A 20,406-nucleotide genomic window follows, 5' to 3' on the forward strand; every position below is an offset into this window, starting at 1 on the left:
GGATCCCCTGACAGACGTGGAGATTGCTAAACTAGCCGGCGTTTTCTGCTATTTATCACGATGAGCGTTTATGGAATCCTGGAAAGTTAATCTCATTTCCGTCTGGTTCGGCTGCTTTTTTACCGGTCTGGCAATCAGTCAAATCCTGCCGTTTTTGCCACTCTATATTTCGCAGCTTGGGGTGAACTCCCACGAAGCGCTCTCAATGTGGTCCGGTCTGACATTCAGCGTCACATTCTTAATTTCCGCGATTGTTTCTCCGCTCTGGGGTAGCCTGGCAGACCGTAAAGGTCGCAAGCTGATGTTGCTACGCGCCTCGCTCGGCATGGCGATTGCGATACTGCTGCAGGCTTTTGCTACCAACGTCTGGCAGCTTTTCCTGCTGCGCGGCATCATGGGGTTAACGTCCGGCTATATTCCTAATGCGATGGCGCTGGTGGCGTCTCAGGTGCCCCGTGAACGAAGTGGCTGGGCGCTCAGTACGCTGGCGACCGCGCAAATCAGCGGTGTGATTGGTGGCCCGCTGATGGGCGGTTTTATTGCCGATCACGTGGGCTTACGCCCGGTCTTTTTTATCACTGCAATGCTGCTGATCGTCAGCTTTATGGTCACGCTCTTTTTGATTAAAGAAGGCGTGCGCCCGACGCTGAAAAAGAGCGAACGATTGAGCGGAAAAGCCGTATTTGCGTCGCTACCTTATCCGGCGCTGGTGATCAGCCTGTTTTTCACCACGCTGGTGATTCAGTTATGTAATGGCTCAATCAGCCCGATCCTGGCGCTATTTATTAAGTCGATGGCCCCTGATAGTAATAATATTGCTTTTCTGAGTGGATTAATTGCCTCGGTGCCTGGGGTCTCCGCGCTTATCTCCGCGCCCCGGCTGGGTAAACTTGGGGATCGCATCGGCACCGAAAGGATCCTGATGGCAACGCTGATTTGTGCGGTCGTGTTGTTTTTTGCCATGTCGTGGGTGACGACGCCTTTCCAGCTCGGGGTATTACGTTTTCTGCTCGGTTTTGCCGATGGCGCCATGCTACCCGCGGTTCAGACGCTACTGGTCAAATATTCCAGTGACCAAATAACCGGGCGTATATTTGGTTATAACCAATCGTTTATGTATCTTGGCAATGTCGCTGGCCCGCTGATGGGCGCAACGGTTTCAGCCATGGCAGGATTCCGTTGGGTATTTATTGCCACTGCCATTATCGTGATGATTAACATTTGTCAGTTAGCCCTGGTTCTGCGTCAGCGGCGAAATATCCGCAAGCGGGTTGAAGCGATTAAAAAGAAATGACTTAAGTGAAATTAGTCATTTTTTAGCATAACTTTTGATTATGGCCAGGGGTGACTATTTTATTCCTGGCTTTTAATTTAGCGTTCGGTTTTCGCGCGAGAAACGTTTCGCTCACCGTATTCTGTGATTATTTACGCAAAGTCTTTCCTTTTTTATAAAAATACTACTTTCAGACTCTAGGCAGCATGGATTCATAGTGATACCGTCAGCCTTCTTTGGATAAGGAAATGCGGTCATGAAAAATCTAATAGCTGAGTTGTTGCTTAAGCTTGCCCAGAAAGAGGAAGAGTCGAAAGAACTGGTTGCTCAGGTAGAAGCATTAGAGATTATCGTTACAGCGATGCTGCGCAATATGGCTCAGAACGAGCAGCAAATGCTGATTCATCAGGTAGAGGGCGCACTTGATGACGTAAAGCCCGATGCCAGCGTTCCGGATAACGATACGGAGTTGCTGCGCCAGTACGTACAAAAGCTGTTGAGGCATCCTCGTTACTAGTTTATTTCGTTTCTATGCTGTCATAAACCTGTCATATCAGAGACCTATAGTCGCTTTGTTTTTTATTTTAAGTGTATTAAGTACATGGAGAAAATAAAGTGAAACAAAGCGCTATTGCTCTTGCATTGTTACCACTGTTGTATATGCCTGTGAGTCATTCTGAAACGTCGTCAATGGCGGTGCTGGACAATCGTGCCGCACAGGGTGATATTACAACGCCAGGCGGAGCACGCCGATTATCGGCCGATCAAACACAAGCATTGCGCGAATCACTGAATGATAAACCGGCTAAAAATATTATTTTATTGATTGGCGATGGTATGGGTGATTCGGAAATTACGGCCGCGCGAAATTATGCTGAAGGCGCGGGTGGCTATTTTAAAGGGATTGATGCCTTACCGCTGACTGGCCAATACACCCACTATGCGCTGAATAAAAAAACCGGTAAACCGGATTACGTGACGGATTCTGCGGCATCAGCAACCGCATGGACAACCGGCGTGAAAACCTACAATGGCGCGCTGGGCGTCGATATTCACGAAAAATATCATACGACGCTGCTGGAAATGGCGAAAGCGGCGGGGCTGGCGACGGGTAACGTCTCAACCGCCGAGCTGCAGGATGCCACTCCAGCCGCGCTGGTAGCGCACGTGACGTCTCGTAAATGCTATGGCCCGAGCGTAACGAGCGAGAAATGCCCGACGAATGCGCTGGAAAATGGCGGTAAAGGCTCGATCACCGAACAACTGCTGAATGCCCGCGCGGATGTCACGCTGGGCGGCGGTGCGAAAACGTTCGCCGAAACCGCAACCGCCGGCGAGTGGCAGGGCAAAACGCTGCGTGAACAGGCCGAGGCCCGGGGTTACCAGTTGGTCGGCGATGCGGCTTCGCTGGCGGCGATCGGCGAAGCCAGTCAGGACAAACCGTTGCTGGGCCTGTTCTCTGACGGCAACATGCCTGTGCGCTGGGAAGGCCCAAAAGCGTCTTATCACGGCAATATTGATAAGCCTGCCGTAACCTGTACGCCGAATCCAAAACGCGATGAGACCGTACCTACGCTGGCGCAAATGACCGACAAAGCCATTGAGTTGCTCAGCAAAAATGAGAAGGGATTCTTCCTGCAGGTGGAAGGGGCCTCCATCGATAAACAGGATCACGCCGCCAATCCTTGCGGACAGATCGGCGAGACGGTGGATCTGGACGAAGCGGTGCAGCGCGCGCTGGCCTTTGCGAAAAAAGAAGGTAACACGCTGGTGATCGTCACTGCCGATCACGCTCACGCCAGCCAGATCGTCGCACCAGAGACAAAAGCGCCGGGCTTGACCCAGGCATTAAACACCAAAGATGGCGCCGTGATGGTGATCAGCTATGGCAACTCCGAAGAGGAATCGCAGGAGCATACCGGCAGCCAGTTGCGTATTGCGGCCTACGGCCCTCATGCGGCCAACGTGGTGGGGCTGACCGATCAAACCGACCTGTTCTATACCATGAAAGCGGCACTCGGCCTGAAATAATCCACCCCCGGCAGGATAACTTTTGCTGAAGGGTGGTTTTTTTATCGTTAGCAGCCAGACTTATCTGAATCTCCCGGCGTTTATTCGCGGGAGATAGTCGAGTGAATACTCAAAAAAGGATGGTGCTATGAAAATAACATTACTGGTTACCCTATTGTTTGGTTTGATCTTTTTAACGACCGTTGGTGCGGCTGAGAAAACGTTAACCCCGCAGCAGCAGCGCATGACCACCTGCAATCAACAGGCGACGGCGAAAGCGTTGAAAGGAGATGCCCGTAAGACGTACATGAGCGATTGCCTTAAAAACAGCAAGTCAGCTCCTGGTGAAAAAAGCCTGACGCCGCAACAGCAAAAAATGCGCGAGTGCAACGTCCAGGCGACGGAACAATCGCTAAAAGGTGACGACCGCAGTAAGTTTATGAGTGCCTGCCTGAAGAAAGCAGCCTAGCCGACCTAGTGCTTACGGGTGAGCAAAGAAAAACGCTCACCCGAAATATCATACTTTCCCCGCCTGACCCGTCTCTATAATTTGGGAAAATTGTTTCAGAATGTTCCCAAAAAATAATGAACGACGAAAACTTTTACAAACAAGCGGTCGATCTCGATGAAACCGCTCTTTCATCGCAGCAAAACGACCATCAACGCTCTGGACTGCGATTCGCCCGGCGAGTAAGAGTGCCGCGCGCAGTGGCGCTGGGAGGGATGTTTTTCCCTGTCGCCGCCGCGCTGGTCGCGAACCCTGTCCCCGGCGTCTGGTGGTTGTTGCTGGTGGGATGGGCGTTCGTCTGGCCTCATCTGGCCTGGCAAATCGCCAGCAGAGCCGTCGACCCGATGAGTCGGGAATTTGCCAATTTAAAAACAGATGCGGTACTCGCCGGAATGTGGATGGGACTGATGGGCGTCAATGCGCTGCCTTCCGCCGCGTTGTTGATGATCATCTGTATGAATCTGATGGGCGCAGGCGGTGTGCGACTGTTTGTTACCGGACTGGCTCTGATGGTGGTTGCCTGTCTGGTCACATTGCAGTTAACGGGAACCTCTCTGGCTTTAAGAAGCGCGCCGCTGGAAGGGGTGTTGACGCTGCCGGTCATCGTGATTTACCCGCTGTTATTCTCCTGGATTAGCTATCAGGCCGCGACCAGGCTGGCGCAACATAAGCGTCGGTTACAGGTGATGAGTACCTGTGATGGCATGACAGGCGTTTACAACCGGCGACACTGGGAAATATTACTGCGCAACGAATTTGAGCACTGCCGTCGCCAGCATCGGGAGGCCACGCTGCTGATCATTGATATCGACCATTTCAAAAGTATTAATGACACCTGGGGTCATGATGTTGGCGATGAAGCTATTCTGGCGCTAACCCAACAGCTGAGAATCACCTTGCGCGGGAGCGATGTGATCGGGCGTTTTGGCGGTGATGAATTTGCGGTGATTATGTGCGGTACGCCAGCCGAGAGCGCCATCGCGGCGATGTCACGGATTCATGAGGGGCTACGCGGGTTACGTCTGGCCTGCGCGCCGCAGGTCATTTTACATATCAGCGTGGGCGTTGCGCCGTTAACGCCGCAGTTCAGTCACTATCGGGAATGGTTGAAATCGGCCGATCTGGCGCTCTACAAAGCAAAGAATGCCGGACGTAACCGCACCGAAGTGGCGGCCTGACGTCCGGTTGTTCACTCAGAATTTACTGAGTTTGTCTGACTTCTCCATACACTTCGCCATCGCTTCAATCACCGCCGCACGAAATCCTCGCTCTTCCAGTACGCGGACCGCTTCAATCGTCGTGCCGCCAGGCGAACAAACCATATCTTTCAGTACGCCAGGATGCTCGCCCGTTTCCAGTACCATCTTCGCGGAACCCATGACCGCCTGAGCGGCAAATTTGTAAGCCTGTGCGCGCGGCATACCGCCCAGTACTGCGGCATCAGCCATCGCTTCGATAAACATGAAGACATACGCCGGGGCGGAGCCGCTGACGCCAACCACAGGATGAATCATCGACTCGGCAATCACTTCGGCTTCGCCAAAGCAGCGGAAAATATTCAGCACATCCGCGGTGTCTTCCGGGGTAACCAGCGCGTTTGGCGTCACTGAGGTCATCCCGGCATTAACCAGCGACGGCGTGTTCGGCATTGCGCGTACGATTTTCCGGTCGTGTCCCAGCGCGCGGGCGAGTTGATCGAGGGTCACGCCTGCTGCAATAGAGACCACCAGCGACTCTTTGTTGAGGCTGGAGGTTATCTCGCTGAGCACTTTGATCATAATGCCCGGCTTCACGGCGCCGAAAACAATATCCGCCACCTGGGCGACTTCCTGGGCGGACTGCGCGACGTTGATCCCATACTGATCGTGCAACGCGGCAACTTTATCGGGGGAAGGGGTGTAGACCCAGATCTGGCCTGGAAGCACCTGACCGCTGGCAATCAGGCCGCCGAGGATTGCTTTCCCCATATTACCGCAGCCGATAAAACCGATTTTCTTCTCCATCTCGTCACTCCCTATGGGTGATAGTTGTTGTTTTGTTTGATAAAGCCTAGCTTAGCGCGGATTGAAAGACGCATGAAGGGTAAACAGCACTTTGCCGCAGCGCAAAAGCACGAGACAATAGCCGATTGCACAAGAGACGGGAGCCAGTATGACCATATGGGTGGATGCGGATGCGTGTCCGAACGTAATTAAAGAGATCCTCTATCGTGCCGCCGGGCGCATGCAAATGTCGCTGATTCTGGTAGCGAACCAGAGCCTGCGCGTGCCGCCGTCGCCGTATATCCGTACGCTGCGTGTACCTGCGGGTTTTGACGTGGCGGATAACGAGATTGTGCGCCAGTGTGCGGCGGGCGATCTGGTCATCACGGCCGATATCCCGTTGGCCGCCGAGGTGCTGGCGAAAGGCGCGTCGGCGCTTAATCCGCGCGGTGAGCGCTATACCGAATCGACCATTCGCGAACGTCTGACAATGCGCGATTTTATGGATACATTGCGCGCCAGCGGGATCCAGACGGGCGGTCCGGATAGCCTCTCTGCCCGCGATCGTCAGCATTTTGCGGCGGAACTGGAAAAGTGGTGGCTGGAAGTTCAGCGCAGAAACGCGTGAATGTAATTTATTTTTTACACTTTCCTCGGCGCTTTTTCTTGATATAGTAGGCCGTACATTGATATTTTCACTTTTAGTGGAATAAATACTTTACACTTAACGCTGTACTAGTTTGATGGTATGATTATTCCTTTAATGACATCTGATCCTGCCGCTTTGCGGCCTTCTGGGGAACGCCCACTATGACGCAACCGCTTTATCTTGTTGGCCCACGCGGCTGTGGAAAGACAACGGTTGGCATGGCGCTGGCTACGGCAATTGGTTGTCGGTTTGTCGATACCGATCAATGGCTGCAGTCGCAGGTACAAATGACCGTCGCGGAAATCGTCGAGCGTGAAGGCTGGCCGGGTTTTCGCGCCAGAGAAACGGCGGCACTGGCGGCGGTGACTGCACCGTCAACGGTCATCGCGACCGGTGGGGGAATCATTCTCACTGATTATAACCGTCACTTTATGCGTGATAACGGCATCGTCATTTATTTAAGCGCGCCGGTTTCCACGTTGGTTCATCGTCTTGAGGCCTCGCCTGAAGAGGAGTTGCGCCCCACGCTGACCGGTAAACCCCTGAGCGAAGAGGTGCGGGAGGTGCTGCAACAGCGGGATATTTTGTATCGCGAAGCGGCCCATTTCATCATTGATGCGGCGAATTCACCTGACCAGGTGATTTCTGAAATTCAGCGCAGGCTGGCGCAGCGCGCGCGCTGCAGGCAAGGCGGGGTCTATACTTAAACTTCATTCGACAGAAGGAAGCACTATGCCAACCAAACCGCCATATCCACGCGAAGCGTATATTGTCACCATTGAGAAAGGGACGCCGGGACAGACGGTCACCTGGTACCAGTTACGTGCCGATCACCCTAAACCGGATTCGTTAATCAGCGAGCATCCCAGCGCGCAGGAAGCGATGGATGCGAAAGCCCGTTACGAAGATCCTGATAAAACCTGACGACTGAACGGCTCGGAATGGAATCTGAGCGAGTGTAAACCCAACCTGCATCACATTTTTCGCCGATGAATCGTTGTACCTGAAAACTAACATCAAACAATAACAACCTATTACTGGAATGATCTGGAATCTTTACACAGCGATTTGCGCTGCGCCTGCTACGCTTTTTTGCATTTGCAAAAGGTAAGTGTCGGCAGTGGTGCAGCGCATTTGCCCGGGAATAAACGACGAAGTAAAAAAGAAGGTGGAAAAAATGAGTGCGTCGTTGGCTATCCTCACAATCGGTGTTGTACCCATGAGTGAAGTCTTACCGCTTCTGACTGAGTACATCGACGAACAAAATATCACCCATCACAGCTTGCTCGGAAAAATGAGTCGTGATGACGTTCTGGCGGAATATGCGCTGGAATCCGACGAAGACCCGCTGTTAACCCTGCTTAACGATAATGAACTGGCTTATGTTTCGCGGCAGAAAGTAGAACGCGATCTGCAAAGCGTCATCGAAGTGCTGGATAACCAGGGCTACGACGTCATTTTACTGATGAGCACCGTGTCGATTGCCAGCATGACCGCCCGTAACAGCATTCTGCTTGAGCCGCTGCGTATTATTCCACCGCTGGTGGCCTCAATTGTCGATGGCCATCAGGTGGGGGTGATTGTGCCGGTTGAAGATCTGATGGCCGATCAAGCGGAGAAATGGCAGGTTTTACAGTCGCCGCCGCTGTTCTCGCTGGCGAATCCGGTTCACGGCACCACCGAGCAGTTGATTGAAGCCGGTAAAGATCTGCTGGAGCAAGGGGCAGATGTTATTATGCTCGATTGCCTGGGTTTTCATCAGCGCCACCGCGATGTCCTGCAAAAATCGCTTGATGTCCCGGTACTGCTCTCTAATGTGCTGATTGCGCGACTGGCTTCAGAACTGCTGGTTTAATTTTGCGTGACAGGCCAAAGGGCTGCCCCCTATATTGGTTGTCAATTTACCAACGAGACAGGGTCCGTTTATGCTTCAAAGTAACGAATACTTTTCCGGCAAAGTAAAATCAATCGGCTTTACCAGCAGCAGTACTGGCCGTGCCAGTGTAGGCGTGATGCTGGAAGGTGAATACACCTTCGGTACCGCAGAGCCTGAAGAGATGACGGTCGTAAGCGGCGCGTTGAATGTGTTACTGCCGGATACCACCGAATGGAAAGTGTATGCCGCAGGAGAAGTATTTAACGTCCCGGGCCATAGCGAGTTTCATTTACAGGTCGCAGAACCGACCTCTTATCTTTGCCGCTATCTGTAATATTTTTTCCCTCTCCGTGCGGAGAGGGAATCTTCGTTTAGCGCTGCGCTTCGCCGCCTAAACCTTCCACCAGATTCTGAATCAACGCGGCCAGTTCGCCGGTCATCAGGATAAAGTCCGCGTCGAAACGCTGGGCGAAATCTTCCCGGTCGATGTCTTCGTTTTGATCGCGTAGTTCGTCACTGAATTTCAGGCGCTTAATCGACGCGTCATCGCAGATCATAAACTGAATACGCTGCTGCCAGTCGAGCGCCAGTTTGGTCACCACTTTACCGGCTTCAATGTGCACGGCGATCTCGTCGCTCACCAGATCCTGTTTCTTTGCCCGGATCACGCCGCCGTCTTCCAGCATGGCTTTCAGTTCGGCTTCGTCGAGTAACTGGAAGCCCTGCGCCACGGTGCCGGAACGCACCCACTCGGTGAGCGTCAGCTCAATCGGGTTTTCCAGCGCCAGCGGAACCACCGGCAGAGAGCCGAGGCTCTTACGCAGCAGCGCCAGCGTATCTTCCGCTTTTTTTGCGCTTGCGCAGTCCACCATGATCAATCCGTTCACGGTGTCGATCCACATCATGGTCTGACTAAAGCGGCTGAAGGCGCGCGGCAGCAGCGAATGCAGCACTTCATCTTTCAGCGAGTCTTTCTCGGTTTTCTTCAGCTTACGCGCCTGTTCGGCTTCCAGTTTGGCGATCTTCGCTTCCAGCGCCTGTTTGATCACCGGAGAGGGCAGGATCTTCTCTTCTTTACGCGCGCAAATCAAAATCTGGCCGTTGTTAGTATGCGTCAACGCATCGCTGTGCGATCCCATTGGCGGCACCCAGCCCGTTTTTGCCATATCCTGGCTACCGCAAGGGGTAAACGTCATCGAGGCTAGCTGTTTTTCCATCTCCTCGGCACGCAATGAAATATCGCGGCTAAGACGGTAAACCATTAAATTTTTGAACCACAGCATGATAATTTCCACGGCCTTGTCGTTAAATCCAGCGCGTATAGTAACGAATTGTCGGCAGGCTTGCATTGCCATTCCCTATACCTCGCTCTACTCTGTTGATATTCCCAAAAAAAGAGGAACATCGTGTGCGTATTGGTATTGATTTAGGCGGCACCAAAACGGAAGTGATCGCGCTCAGTGAGGCTGGTGAACAACTGTTCCGCCATCGTCTGCCGACGCCGCGAAATGACTATCAGCAAACCATCGAAACCATTGCCACGCTGGTGGCGATGGCGGAGCAGACCACCGGACAAACGGGGACGGTAGGGATAGGGATCCCGGGTTCCATTTCGCCTTACACCGGCGTGGTGAAGAATGCCAACTCCACGTGGCTGAACGGTCAGCCGTTTGATAAAGACCTCAGCACCCGTCTGCAGCGTGACGTTCGTCTGGCGAATGACGCGAACTGTCTGGCCGTTTCTGAGGCCGTTGATGGAGCGGCTGCCGAGGCAATGACGGTTTTTGCCGTGATTATTGGTACCGGCTGCGGCGCAGGTGTGGCGCTCAACGGTCGGGCGCACATCGGCGGCAATGGGACGGCGGGCGAATGGGGTCACAACCCTTTGCCGTGGATGGATGAGGATGAGCTTCGCTACCGTGAAGAAGTCCCCTGCTACTGCGGAAAACAGGGATGCATTGAGACGTTTATTTCCGGTACCGGGTTCGCCACCGATTACCAGCGCCTGAGCGGTAACGCCTTAAAAGGCAGTGAGATTATCCGTCTGGTGGAGGAGCAAAATGCGCTGGCCGAACTGGCGCTCAGCCGCTATGAGCTGCGGCTGGCAAAATCGCTGGCTCATGTGGTGAATATTCTTGACCCGGACGTTTTCGTTCTCGGCGGCGGAATGAGCAATATTGACCGCCTGTACAAAACGATACCGCCGCTAATTAAACAGTTTGTGTTTGGTGGTGAGTGTGAAACGCCGGTACGTAAGGCTCTGCATGGTGACTCCAGCGGCGTGCGCGGTGCGGCGTGGCTGTGGCCGCAGGAATAATGCCAGGAGAGGCCGGCGCTATCCGGCCTGTCGTACCTGTTATTCTACGGCAAACATCCTGTCGAGTTTGCTGTAGCCCAGTCCGTTGATTTTCTTCACCTTGATCTGCACCGGAATCCGTTCTTTCATCGCTTCTACATGACTAATCACGCCAATGGTTTTTCCGCTGGCGTTGAGCGCATCCAGCGCATCAAGGGCGGTATCCAGCGTTTCACTGTCGAGCGTGCCGAAGCCTTCATCAAGGAACAGCGAGTCAATGCGCGTTTTGTGGCTGACCAGATCGGAGAGCGCCAGCGCCAGCGCGAGACTGACCAGGAAACTTTCGCCACCGGAAAGGGTACGGGTATCGCGTACGGCGTCGGCCTGCCAGGTATCGACCACCTCCAGTTCCAGCGCTTCACTGGCCTTACGTTGCAGTAAATAGCGACCATGCAGGCGGGTCAACTGGTTGTTCGCCAGCCAGACCAGGTTATCCAGCGTCAGCCCCTGGGCGAATTTGCGGAATTTATCCCCCTCTTTAGAGCCGATTAGCGCATTCAGGTAGCCCCAGTCCTCAACCTGTTGCATCGCGTTGTCGATTTTTTGCATCAACGTCTGCTGCTGCTGGCGATTGTCGCTGTCCTGTTTTAGCTGTTGGCGTATTTCGCCCTGACGCGTAGCGTTATCGCGTACCCGATCGTTAAGCTGCGCCACGGTTTGCTGAACATGCTCAATCGACAGCGTGGGATCCAGACCCGCTGGCGGCTGTTGCTGATGTGCCTCCAGCGCTTGCGCCGATTGTGCGGCGAGCGTCTGTGCCTGCTGAACCTGGTTTTCCAGCGACTGTTTTAGCTGTTCCAGACGCGTGACCGCCTCGTCATCCAGCAGCGCGGCAAGAAATGCTGCCTGATCGGCAAACAAACTGTGCGACAGCGCGGCATCGAACTGCGCCTGCGCATCGGCAGCGCGCTGAGTTTCCTGTTTCTCCTGCTGCTGTAATGTCTGCAATTGACTGCGCAGCGACACGCACTCGTCATGAACCTGACGCCAGTTTTCCAGCGTCACGCTTGCATCATCTTCAGCGTCGGTATCAACGGCGGGCAGCGTTTCGAGTAGCGGGGTGAGCTGCGCGATGCGCGCCTGTATCGCCGTCAACTCCGTCTGCCGCTGTTGCCATGTTTGTGCCTCTGCCGCGCGCGCATCTAACCATGCCTCCTCGCTGCCTTCCTCAGGAAGTGACAACGTATAGCGGCTTAACTGTGCTGCCAGCGTCGCCTGGCGCTGGTCGATTTGCTGGCGGAACTGCGCCACCTGTTGTGCATGGGCGGTAATTTGCGCCTGTAGGTCATGGCGCTGGCTCAACTGGTAGAGTTGCTGCTCGTGTTCGTCCTGCGCCGTCAGCCAGGGCTGAATATCATCCTGCGGCTGTAACGTGAGGTTCAGTGCACCGATCGTCGTTTGCCACTGTTGAGTGAGCGCTTGCTCTTCTTTAGCCAGCGTCTGCGCTTCGCTTTCGTCACGCTGTAGCTGCTGGTTGACTGCCTCGGACTGTCCACGCAGGGTGGCGCCTTCGTCGGCCAGCATTTTGACTTCTTTTTCCAGCGCATCGCGTCGCGCCTGATTAACACCAGGTTCGAGTGCCTGATATGCCGCGACAGCAGGATGGGTGGTGGAACCGCAAAGCGGGCAGGGCTGGCCGGACTGCAACTGCGCACGCTGGCTTTCCAGATCTTTGATCCGCGCCTCTTGCTCACAGAGTGTTTTAACATCCTGATACTGCTGATATTTATCTTTATACTGCTGGCGCTTTGCCTCCAGCAGGGTATTGAGTCGGGCCAGTTCCTGTTTGTTATGCGTTATCGTCGCCTGAAGCTGACTCAAACGCGTCAGTCGGGGAACAATCTGACCATGGAGCGAAAGCAGTTGCTGGCGCAGAGGACGCTGTTGCGCATGTTGCACCAACGCCGCTGCGACTTCCTCTGCCGTCAGATTGAGCGTCACTGGCGGCAGCGATTCCAGCTTGCGGCTATCGTTGACCTGCTGTTGCTGCCATTTTGCCAGCTGAACGTTATCGCTGGCCTGCTGAGCAAAAAGGGCGCGCCATCCTCCTGACTCGTTGTTCCATAGGCGAAAGCGATCGTGTTCGTTTAGCCACTCGCTCAGCGTCTGTTGCGTAGCGAGCAGGGCGGTGGACTGTTGCTCTGCCTGGCGTCGGATGTGGTTGCGCAGCGTAAATATACTCTGTAAGCGAGTATTTACTTCGTTAATCTGCTGGCGAGTGCGGGAAACGGTAGCGGATTGTTCCTGAATGCGCTCCCATAATGGGCGCAACGCTCTGGCAGGTTGTGCGAGGCTGAGCGTTGCCAGCTGTGGCTGGGCGTTTTCCAGTGCTTCCTGGGCAACCCGCAGCATCTGCTGACGCTGGTTTGCGTCGGTCTGCAGTTCGTGCTGTCGCGTCAGCCAGTTCAGTTGCTGCTGTCCAGTCTGTTGCTGGGAGACCAGCTGTTTCTCTTCGTCAGTGAGTGCCTGCAAACTTTCTGTCAGCGTCTGCAACGCGTCGGGGGCTAACAGCGCGACGCCGTTGGCCTGCGCCTGTAATTTTTCCAGTTCGGTGCGTGCGGTTTTGTGCTGCTCAAACACCTGGGCAGAGATCTGGCCGTAAATTTCCGTGCCAGTCAGTTCTTCCAGCAGTTCCGCACGCTCTTTCGGCTTCGCGTTGAGGAAGGCGGCGAACTGCCCCTGCGAGAGCAGCATCGAACGGGTAAATCGACCATAATCCAGACCGGTCAGTTCCGCCGTCATCTCCAGTTTGTCTTTCACTTTATCGGCAAGGATTTTCCCGTCGGCACAGCGCGCCAGTTCAACGCGCGGAACCTGTAAATTACCGTCGGGCTGGTTGCGCGCCCGGTTCTGGCTCCAGAACGCACGATACGCTTCGCCTTTGACTTCAAACTCCACTTCCGCCAGACATTCCGCCGTATCACGGGTCATCAGATCGTTCTGCGATTGCGACACGGTATTCAGGCGTGGCGTCTCGTGGTACAGCGCCAGGCAAATCGCGTCGAGCAGAGTGGTTTTACCCGCCCCCGTAGGCCCGGTAATGGCAAACAGGCCGTTGCTGGCAAAGGGCTCCACCGTGAAATCGACCTTCCATTCCCCTTTCAGCGAATTGAGGTTTTTCAGGCGCAGACTGAGAATCTTCATGCCTCATGCTCCCCGGACAGTGTCTGTAGTGTGCGGTGAAAAAGTGCTGTCAGGCGTTCGCACTGCGGCGGCTCAAGTTCTTCCAGCGCCAGACGGCGAGTAAATACCTCATCCACGCTCAGCTCGCTCAGCGTTTCCCGGCGTTCGTTACACAACATGCGTTCGCGCTGCTCCCGACTGCGTCGGACTAACAGTACCTCAACGGGCAGCGTTTCCGTCAGCGTCTGAATTTTCCGCTGCATATCATGCAGGTATTCATCGGTGGTGATTTCGATATCCAGCCAGACCGGGGGGGCCGGAGGGCTGTCACGCCACTGCTCCAGCTGTTCGGTAATGGCGGCGAAATCGCCTTTTAATATTGCCAGCGGTTGCGTAACCGGAACGATGAGTTCCTCAACGCCGGCTAACGCGCCGTCCTGGAAGTCCACCCGATGCACGTACTTGCTTTTGCCGCATTCGTCAAAGCTCAGCGCGATGGGCGAGCCGGAGTAGCGGATGTGCTCCGTACCGCCAATTTTCTGCGCCCGGTGGATGTGGCCCAGCGCGATATAATCGGCAGGCGGGAAGTTCTGCGCCGGGAAAGCATCCAGCGTACCAATATAAATGTCACGCACAGCGTCACTTTTGCTGGCGCCAACGGTGGTCAGGTGGCCGGTGGCGATAATCGGCAGGGCGAGATCGCCACGTAACGCGCAGGCGGCCTCGTATTGCTGCTGATAATAGTCGGTGATGGCACCCAGCAGATGCTGCTGTTTTTCCTGACCGGAGAGTCCCGCCTGACTGCTGACAATGTCGCGCGGGCGTAAAAACGGCACCGGGCACAGCACCGCGCCGGGCTGACCGTCGCGACGATGCAGGAGCTGTGGCGCGTGACCGGCGCTGGCCACCACCGTGGTATTGAGAAACGCCAGAATCTCACGGGATTCATTCAGCGTGGCGACGGAATCATGATTTCCCGCTAATACCACCAGATGACAGCCCGTTTGCTGTAGGTTGACCACAAAACGGTTATAGAGCTCGCGGGCATAGCTTGGTGGTGAGCCGGTATCGAAAATATCGCCTGCCACGATGATCGCGTCCACCTGCTGCTCAACCGCCGTTTCCAGCAGCCAGTCAAGAAAAGCCTGATGTTCAGCGGCACGGCTTTTACTGTAGAAATTTTGTCCCAGATGCCAGTCAGAGGTGTGAAGGATGCGCATAACGGTTCCATGGCAAAAAAGCATAAAGGGGATTATAACCATTCGGGAGCTGTAATATCTCGTTTCTCGGGTGTCATAAATCAACAACCTAAGGTTAACGTCAGCATACATTTTCATAAATCTGTCATAAAACTGACGCATAATGGCGCCGCATTAAGACAGATGATGATAAGCAACTTATATAACAGGGCAAATCATGGCGAGACGTATTCTGGTCGTAGAAGATGAAGCTCCAATTCGCGAAATGGTCTGTTTCGTGCTTGAGCAAAATGGCTTTCAACCCGTTGAAGCTGAAGATTATGACAGTGCGGTGAACCAGCTTAATGAACCCTGGCCGGATTTGATCCTCCTTGACTGGATGTTGCCCGGCGGTTCTGGTCTACAGTTTATTAAACACCTCAAGCGTGAAGCGATGACCCGGGATATTCCGGTCATGATGCTGACCGCCAGAGGGGAAGAAGAGGATCGCGTACGCGGCCTGGAAACCGGTGCGGATGATTACATTACCAAACCGTTCTCACCGAAAGAGCTGGTTGCCCGTATCAAAGCGGTGATGCGTAGGATCTCGCCGATGGCGGTGGAAGAGGTCATCGAGATGCAGGGGTTAAGCCTGGATCCCACATCGCACCGCGTGATGACCGGCGACAACCCACTCGACATGGGGCCGACAGAATTTAAACTCCTGCATTTCTTTATGACACATCCCGAGCGGGTTTACAGCCGTGAACAACTGCTGAATCACGTCTGGGGCACCAATGTCTACGTTGAGGATCGCACGGTTGATGTGCATATTCGCCGTCTGCGTAAGGCGCTGGAAGCCAGCGGCCACGATCGGATGGTGCAGACGGTTCGCGGGACAGGGTATCGTTTTTCGACCCGTTTCTGAAAGGCAAGAACAAGAGCCTGGCTCTGAAGGGAGAGTGACCCGTGCTGGAACGGCTGTCATGGAAAAGGTTGGTGCTGGAGCTGATACTTTGCTGTATCCCGGCCTTCATCCTAAGTGCATTTTTTGGTTACCTGCCGTGGTTTTTACTGGCATCGGTAACAGGACTGCTTATCTGGCATTTCTGGAATTTATTACGTCTCTCATGGTGGCTGTGGGTCGACAGAAGCATGACGCCGCCGCCGGGACGAGGCAGTTGGGAACCGCTGCTGTACGGTTTGCATCAGATGCAACTGCGCAATAAAAAGCGTCGTCGCGAGCTGGGCAATCTGATTAAACGCTTTCGCAGCGGGGCGGAGTCGCTGCCCGATGCGGTGGTATTGACCACCGAAGAGGGGGGGATCTTCTGGTGTAACGGTCTGGCGCAACAGGTGCTGGGCTTACGCTGGCCGGACGATAGCGGACAGAACATCCTTAACCTGCTGCGCTACCCGGAGTTTACGCAGTACCTCAAGCAGCGGGACTTCAGTCGGCCGCTGAATCTGGTGCTTAATACTGGGCGACATCTGGAAATTCGCGTTATGCCGTATACCGATAAGCAACTGCTGATGGTGGCGCGCGACATGACCCAGATGCACCAGCTCGAAGGTGCAAGACGTAATTTCTTCGCCAACGTGAGCCACGAGCTGCGTACCCCGCTTACGGTGTTGCAGGGCTATCTTGAAATGATGCACGAGCAGACGCTGGAAGGGGCAACGCGCGAAAAAGCGCTGTTAACGATGCGCGACCAGACCTCGCGCATGGAAGGACTGGTAAAACAGTTGCTCACGCTGTCGAAAATTGAAGCCGCACCGACGCTTTTGCTCAATGAACAGGTCGATGTGCCGATGATATTGCGCATGGTCGAACGCGAGGCGCAGACGCTCAGTCAGCAGAAGCACACTTTTAGCTTTGAGGTGGATAACCAGCTGAAAGTGCTAGGGAATGAAGAACAACTGCGTAGCGCGATGTCCAACCTGGTGTATAACGCGGTGAACCATACGCCAGCGGGAACCCATATCACCGTCCGCTGGCAGACGGTACCGCACGGCGCGGAGTTTAGCGTGGAGGATAACGGACCGGGCATTGCGCCGGAACATATCCCGCGGTTAACGGAGCGATTTTATCGCGTTGATAAAGCGCGTTCGCGGCAAACGGGCGGCAGTGGACTGGGGCTGGCTATCGTCAAACACGCGGTGAATCATCATGAAAGTCGCCTGATGATCGACAGTCAACTGGGTAAAGGGACGCGCTTTAGTTTTGTGCTGCCGGAACGATTAATTGCCAAAAAAAGTGCTTAAAGTGCAATCGTAAGGTTTTCTTTCCATAAGCCAGCCAATGCTGGCTTATTTTCTTTGCGGCTAAGATAAGTCTGCTGAATTTATCAACGTCTGGTTGTTTTTTGTTCGCATGATAAGCCATGACTTTTTCTGTAGTATGGTGTTTTACACTGGTATGAGATTTGATATCACTATAATCTTCCGGTTTTTGGATCCCTCCTTGCTTTAAAACGTTATAAGCGTTTAAATTGCGCCCCAGATGCTGTCAGACTGACTGTATTCAGGCGGTAAATCGAAAAACTATTCTCTGCTTTCCAGGTTATGGGAGATATCCCTCTGGAATAGCTTAAAAAAACCGCTGTTTCTTCCCGCTGGGAAAGACACTACGTTAATTTAATCAACACCACATCCACAGGCCGTAAGCTTTATGACCCATCAGTTAAAATCGCGCGATATTATTGCGCTGGGCTTTATGACTTTTGCGCTGTTCGTCGGCGCAGGGAACATCATCTTTCCTCCAATGGTTGGTTTGCAGGCAGGCGAAAACGTCTGGATGGCGGCATTCGGTTTTCTGATCACCGCTGTTGGGCTACCGGTGCTGACCGTTATCGCGCTGGCGAAAGTCGGTGGTGGTGTTGATAGTCTGAGTACCCCTATCGGTAAAGTCGCTGGCGTTTTGTTGGCGACTGTCTGCTATCTGGCCGTCGGGCCGTTATTCGCCACGCCGCGCACCGCGACGGTCTCTTTTGAAGTGGGGATCGCCCCGCTGACCGGCGATTCGGCCATGCCGCTGCTTATCTACAGCGTGGTCTATTTTTCCATTGTCATTCTGGTCTCGCTCTATCCGGGCAAACTGCTGGATACCGTGGGTAACTTCCTGGCGCCGCTGAAGATTCTGGCGCTGATTGTGCTCTCCGTTGCGGCCATCATCTGGCCTGCCGGTCCGATCAGCCATGCGATGGAAGCGTACCAGACCGCCGCGTTCTCCAATGGTTTCGTTAATGGCTACCTGACGATGGACACGCTGGGCGCGATGGTCTTTGGTATCGTTATTGTTAACGCCGCGCGTTCTCGCGGCGTAACCGAAGCGCGTCTGCTGACCCGTTACACCGTCTGGGCTGGCCTGATGGCGGGCGTCGGATTAACGCTGCTGTACCTGGCGCTGTTCCGTCTCGGATCTGACAGCGCTACGCTGGTCGATCAGTCGGCGAACGGCGCGGCGATCCTGCATGCCTATGTTCAGCACACCTTTGGCGGTGCGGGCAGCCTGCTGCTGGCGGCACTGATCTTTATCGCCTGTCTGGTAACGGCGGTCGGCCTGACCTGCGCTTGTGCCGAATTCTTCGCTCAGTATGTGCCGCTCTCCTACCGCACACTGGTGTTTATTCTTGGCGGCTTCTCAATGGTGGTGTCCAACCTGGGACTCAGCCATCTGATTCAGATCTCTATTCCGGTGCTGACGGCGATCTACCCGCCGTGTATCGCACTGGTTGTATTAAGTTTTACCCGCTCATGGTGGCATAATTCGACCCGCGTCATTGCTCCGGCAATGTTTATCAGCCTGATTTTTGGTATCCTTGATGGTATTAAAGCATCGGCAATCGGCGACGTGTTACCGGCCTGGACCCAGCGCTTACCGCTGGCGGAACAAGGTCTGGCGTGGTTAATGCCCACTGTCGTGATGGTGGTCCTGGCGGTTGTCTGGGATCGCGCAGCAGGTCGACAGGTGACCTCCAGCGCACACTAAGATTGCGGAAAAGTGTTTTAACCACGGGGCTATTACTGGCCCCGTGGTTTTTTATTGTGTTGATGGGTTAGGAATCGATGGAAAGTAATAACAAGCTGAAGCGTGGGCTAAGCACCCGACACATTCGCTTTATGGCCCTGGGCTCAGCCATTGGCACCGGGCTGTTTTATGGCTCTGCGGATGCCATTAAAATGGCCGGGCCAAGCGTGCTGCTGGCCTACATTATTGGCGGGGTGGCGGCCTATATCATTATGCGTGCGTTGGGTGAAATGTCGGTACACAACCCTTCTGCCAGTTCCTTTTCGCGCTATGCGCAGGAAAACCTCGGCCCGCTCGCCGGTTACATTACCGGCTGGACCTACTGTTTTGAAATCCTGATTGTCGCCATTGCCGACGTGACCGCGTTCGGCATTTATATGGGCGTCTGGTTTCCGACGGTGCCGCACTGGATCTGGGTGCTCAGCGTGGTGCTGATCATCTGTGCCATCAACCTGATGAGCGTGAAAGTGTTTGGTGAACTGGAATTCTGGTTCTCCTTCTTTAAAGTCGCCACCATCATCATCATGATCGTGGCTGGTTTCGGTATCATCATCTGGGGGATTGGCAACGGTGGACAACCGACAGGGATCCATAACCTGTGGACCAACGGCGGCTTCTTCAGCAACGGCTGGCTGGGGATGGTGATGTCGTTGCAGATGGTGATGTTTGCCTACGGCGGTATTGAAATTATTGGTATCACTGCCGGCGAAGCGAAAGACCCGGAGAAATCCATTCCGCGCGCGATTAACTCGGTGCCGATGCGTATTCTGGTGTTCTACGTGGGGACGCTGTTTGTCATTATGTCTATCTACCCGTGGAACCAGGTGGGAACCGATGGCAGCCCGTTTGTGCTGACCTTCCAGCATCTCGGTATTACCTTTGCCGCCAGCATTCTTAACTTTGTGGTGCTGACGGCGTCACTGTCGGCGATCAACTCTGACGTCTTTGGCGTCGGTCGTATGCTGCACGGGATGGCGGAGCAGGGCAGTGCGCCAAAAGTATTCGCCAAAACCTCGCGTCGGGGGATCCCGTGGGTCACGGTGATGGTGATGACTATCGCTCTGCTGTTTGCGGTGTATCTGAACTACATCATGCCGGAGAATGTTTTCCTGGTGATTGCGTCGCTGGCGACCTTCGCGACGGTCTGGGTGTGGATTATGATCCTGCTGTCGCAAATCGCGTTCCGTCGTCGTCTGCCGCCGGAAGAGGTGAAAGCGCTGAAGTTTAAAGTGCCGGGCGGCGTGGCAACAACCATTGTAGGCCTGATTTTCCTCGTCTTTATCATCGGACTGATTGGCTATCATCCCGACACCCGCATCTCGCTGTACGTGGGCTGTGGCTGGATTGTTCTGCTGATGATTGGCTGGATGTTCAAGCGTCGCCACGATCGCCAGATGGCGCAAGCGCAGTAAGATTGTACC

At 54.3% G+C, this 20,406-nt stretch carries 19 protein-coding genes; 15 read left to right on the forward strand and 4 right to left on the reverse strand.

Going from position 1 to position 20,406, the window contains the following annotated elements; genetic code table 11:
- Window positions 1–70: 70 nt before the first annotated feature.
- The 5 genes from AOY24_RS01875 to adrA all read left to right on the forward strand — a co-directional run bounded on the left by AOY24_RS01875 (window position 71) and on the right by adrA (window position 4,969).
- Window positions 71–1,294 carry a multidrug efflux MFS transporter gene (locus AOY24_RS01875; protein ID WP_054176062.1) on the forward strand — a complete coding sequence of 408 codons (1,224 nt, stop codon included), beginning with the start codon at window positions 71–73 and terminating at the stop codon, window positions 1,292–1,294.
- Between the two features lie 235 nt (window positions 1,295–1,529).
- A complete protein-coding gene (gene iraP, locus AOY24_RS01880) occupies window positions 1,530–1,790 on the forward strand; it encodes an anti-adapter protein IraP (protein ID WP_043001633.1) in 261 nt (86 codons plus the stop codon).
- Window positions 1,791–1,888: 98 nt separating this feature from the next.
- A complete protein-coding gene (phoA, locus tag AOY24_RS01885; protein WP_054176063.1) occupies window positions 1,889–3,304 on the forward strand; it encodes an alkaline phosphatase in 1,416 nt (471 codons plus the stop codon).
- A 127-nt stretch (window positions 3,305–3,431) separates the two neighbouring features.
- The gene (psiF, locus tag AOY24_RS01890) at window positions 3,432–3,752 is read left to right on the forward strand and encodes a phosphate starvation-inducible protein PsiF (protein ID WP_043001631.1); all 321 of its coding nucleotides are present in this window, start codon (window positions 3,432–3,434) and stop codon (window positions 3,750–3,752) included.
- 116 nt (window positions 3,753–3,868) lie between these two features.
- Window positions 3,869–4,969: a diguanylate cyclase AdrA gene (gene adrA / locus AOY24_RS01895; protein ID WP_054176064.1), complete on the forward strand. Its 1,101-nt coding sequence runs from the start codon at window positions 3,869–3,871 to the stop codon at window positions 4,967–4,969.
- A 15-nt stretch (window positions 4,970–4,984) separates the two neighbouring features.
- Here adrA and proC read toward each other — a convergent pair whose 3' ends face one another.
- Window positions 4,985–5,794, reverse strand: coding sequence for a pyrroline-5-carboxylate reductase (proC, locus tag AOY24_RS01900; RefSeq protein WP_054176065.1), 810 nt, complete (start codon window positions 5,792–5,794; stop codon window positions 4,985–4,987).
- A gap of 148 nt (window positions 5,795–5,942) precedes the next feature.
- Between proC and AOY24_RS01905 the strand changes: the two genes are divergently transcribed.
- The 5 genes from AOY24_RS01905 (at window position 5,943) to ppnP (ending at window position 8,632) form a co-directional block, all read left to right on the forward strand.
- On the forward strand, window positions 5,943–6,401 hold the full coding sequence (locus AOY24_RS01905; RefSeq protein WP_043001628.1) for a YaiI/YqxD family protein: 459 nt from the start codon (window positions 5,943–5,945) through the stop codon (window positions 6,399–6,401).
- 182 nt (window positions 6,402–6,583) lie between these two features.
- Window positions 6,584–7,129, forward strand: coding sequence for a shikimate kinase AroL (gene aroL / locus AOY24_RS01910; RefSeq protein WP_044326523.1), 546 nt, complete (start codon window positions 6,584–6,586; stop codon window positions 7,127–7,129).
- A gap of 25 nt (window positions 7,130–7,154) precedes the next feature.
- Window positions 7,155–7,346 carry a protein YaiA gene (yaiA, locus tag AOY24_RS01915; RefSeq protein WP_043001626.1) on the forward strand — a complete coding sequence of 64 codons (192 nt, stop codon included), beginning with the start codon at window positions 7,155–7,157 and terminating at the stop codon, window positions 7,344–7,346.
- 253 nt (window positions 7,347–7,599) lie between these two features.
- Window positions 7,600–8,277 carry an AroM family protein gene (locus AOY24_RS01920; protein WP_054176066.1) on the forward strand — a complete coding sequence of 226 codons (678 nt, stop codon included), beginning with the start codon at window positions 7,600–7,602 and terminating at the stop codon, window positions 8,275–8,277.
- A gap of 70 nt (window positions 8,278–8,347) precedes the next feature.
- A complete protein-coding gene (gene ppnP / locus AOY24_RS01925) occupies window positions 8,348–8,632 on the forward strand; it encodes a pyrimidine/purine nucleoside phosphorylase (RefSeq protein WP_042324593.1) in 285 nt (94 codons plus the stop codon).
- Window positions 8,633–8,669: 37 nt separating this feature from the next.
- On the opposite strand, the gene rdgC is transcribed toward ppnP, so the two are convergent.
- A complete protein-coding gene (gene rdgC, locus AOY24_RS01930; RefSeq protein ID WP_044259030.1) occupies window positions 8,670–9,581 on the reverse strand; it encodes a recombination-associated protein RdgC in 912 nt (303 codons plus the stop codon).
- A 125-nt stretch (window positions 9,582–9,706) separates the two neighbouring features.
- On the opposite strand from rdgC, the gene mak reads away from it, so the two are divergent.
- Entirely contained in the window at window positions 9,707–10,615 is a 909-nt protein-coding gene (gene mak / locus AOY24_RS01935; RefSeq protein ID WP_054176067.1) for a fructokinase, read from the forward strand.
- A gap of 39 nt (window positions 10,616–10,654) precedes the next feature.
- Here the strand turns inward: mak and sbcC are convergent, their stop codons facing one another.
- Both sbcC and sbcD read right to left on the reverse strand, forming a co-directional pair.
- Entirely contained in the window at window positions 10,655–13,798 is a 3,144-nt protein-coding gene (gene sbcC, locus AOY24_RS01940; RefSeq protein WP_054176068.1) for an exonuclease subunit SbcC, read from the reverse strand.
- Complete coding sequence (gene sbcD, locus AOY24_RS01945; protein WP_054176069.1) at window positions 13,795–14,997, reverse strand: exonuclease subunit SbcD; 1,203 nt, start codon at window positions 14,995–14,997, stop codon at window positions 13,795–13,797. The genes sbcC and sbcD overlap by 4 nt, the downstream gene beginning before the upstream one ends.
- 196 nt (window positions 14,998–15,193) lie before the next feature.
- On the opposite strand from sbcD, the gene phoB reads away from it, so the two are divergent.
- The 4 genes from phoB to proY all read left to right on the forward strand — a co-directional run bounded on the left by phoB (window position 15,194) and on the right by proY (window position 20,397).
- A complete protein-coding gene (gene phoB / locus AOY24_RS01950; protein ID WP_043001622.1) occupies window positions 15,194–15,883 on the forward strand; it encodes a phosphate response regulator transcription factor PhoB in 690 nt (229 codons plus the stop codon).
- Window positions 15,884–15,924: 41 nt separating this feature from the next.
- The gene (phoR, locus tag AOY24_RS01955; RefSeq protein ID WP_043001621.1) at window positions 15,925–17,220 is read left to right on the forward strand and encodes a phosphate regulon sensor histidine kinase PhoR; all 1,296 of its coding nucleotides are present in this window, start codon (window positions 15,925–15,927) and stop codon (window positions 17,218–17,220) included.
- 406 nt (window positions 17,221–17,626) lie between these two features.
- Window positions 17,627–18,946: a branched-chain amino acid transporter carrier protein BrnQ gene (gene brnQ / locus AOY24_RS01960; protein WP_044259012.1), complete on the forward strand. Its 1,320-nt coding sequence runs from the start codon at window positions 17,627–17,629 to the stop codon at window positions 18,944–18,946.
- A gap of 77 nt (window positions 18,947–19,023) precedes the next feature.
- Entirely contained in the window at window positions 19,024–20,397 is a 1,374-nt protein-coding gene (proY, locus tag AOY24_RS01965) for a proline-specific permease ProY (protein WP_043001619.1), read from the forward strand.
- Window positions 20,398–20,406 lie beyond the last annotated feature (9 nt).

Origin of the sequence: Citrobacter sp. CtB7.12 (assembly GCF_001297795.1) — a bacterium.
In the GTDB taxonomy this organism is placed as follows: domain Bacteria; phylum Pseudomonadota; class Gammaproteobacteria; order Enterobacterales; family Enterobacteriaceae; genus Citrobacter_A; species Citrobacter_A amalonaticus.

What these genes read in the sequence shown, in the direction of transcription:
- AOY24_RS01875 (WP_054176062.1), top strand. Translation starts at nt 71, where the DNA reads ATGGAATCCTGGAAAGTTAATCTCATTTCCGTCTGGTTCGGCTGCTTT.
- iraP (WP_043001633.1), top strand. Translation starts at nt 1,530, where the DNA reads ATGAAAAATCTAATAGCTGAGTTGTTGCTTAAGCTTGCCCAGAAAGAG.
- psiF (WP_043001631.1), top strand. Translation starts at nt 3,432, where the DNA reads ATGAAAATAACATTACTGGTTACCCTATTGTTTGGTTTGATCTTTTTA.
- adrA (WP_054176064.1), top strand. Translation starts at nt 3,869, where the DNA reads ATGAACGACGAAAACTTTTACAAACAAGCGGTCGATCTCGATGAAACC.
- proC (WP_054176065.1), bottom strand. Translation starts at nt 5,794, where the DNA reads ATGGAGAAGAAAATCGGTTTTATCGGCTGCGGTAATATGGGGAAAGCA.
- AOY24_RS01905 (WP_043001628.1), top strand. Translation starts at nt 5,943, where the DNA reads ATGACCATATGGGTGGATGCGGATGCGTGTCCGAACGTAATTAAAGAG.
- aroL (WP_044326523.1), top strand. Translation starts at nt 6,584, where the DNA reads ATGACGCAACCGCTTTATCTTGTTGGCCCACGCGGCTGTGGAAAGACA.
- yaiA (WP_043001626.1), top strand. Translation starts at nt 7,155, where the DNA reads ATGCCAACCAAACCGCCATATCCACGCGAAGCGTATATTGTCACCATT.
- AOY24_RS01920 (WP_054176066.1), top strand. Translation starts at nt 7,600, where the DNA reads ATGAGTGCGTCGTTGGCTATCCTCACAATCGGTGTTGTACCCATGAGT.
- ppnP (WP_042324593.1), top strand. Translation starts at nt 8,348, where the DNA reads ATGCTTCAAAGTAACGAATACTTTTCCGGCAAAGTAAAATCAATCGGC.
- rdgC (WP_044259030.1), bottom strand. Translation starts at nt 9,581, where the DNA reads ATGCTGTGGTTCAAAAATTTAATGGTTTACCGTCTTAGCCGCGATATT.
- sbcC (WP_054176068.1), bottom strand. Translation starts at nt 13,798, where the DNA reads ATGAAGATTCTCAGTCTGCGCCTGAAAAACCTCAATTCGCTGAAAGGG.
- sbcD (WP_054176069.1), bottom strand. Translation starts at nt 14,997, where the DNA reads ATGCGCATCCTTCACACCTCTGACTGGCATCTGGGACAAAATTTCTAC.
- phoB (WP_043001622.1), top strand. Translation starts at nt 15,194, where the DNA reads ATGGCGAGACGTATTCTGGTCGTAGAAGATGAAGCTCCAATTCGCGAA.
- brnQ (WP_044259012.1), top strand. Translation starts at nt 17,627, where the DNA reads ATGACCCATCAGTTAAAATCGCGCGATATTATTGCGCTGGGCTTTATG.
- proY (WP_043001619.1), top strand. Translation starts at nt 19,024, where the DNA reads ATGGAAAGTAATAACAAGCTGAAGCGTGGGCTAAGCACCCGACACATT.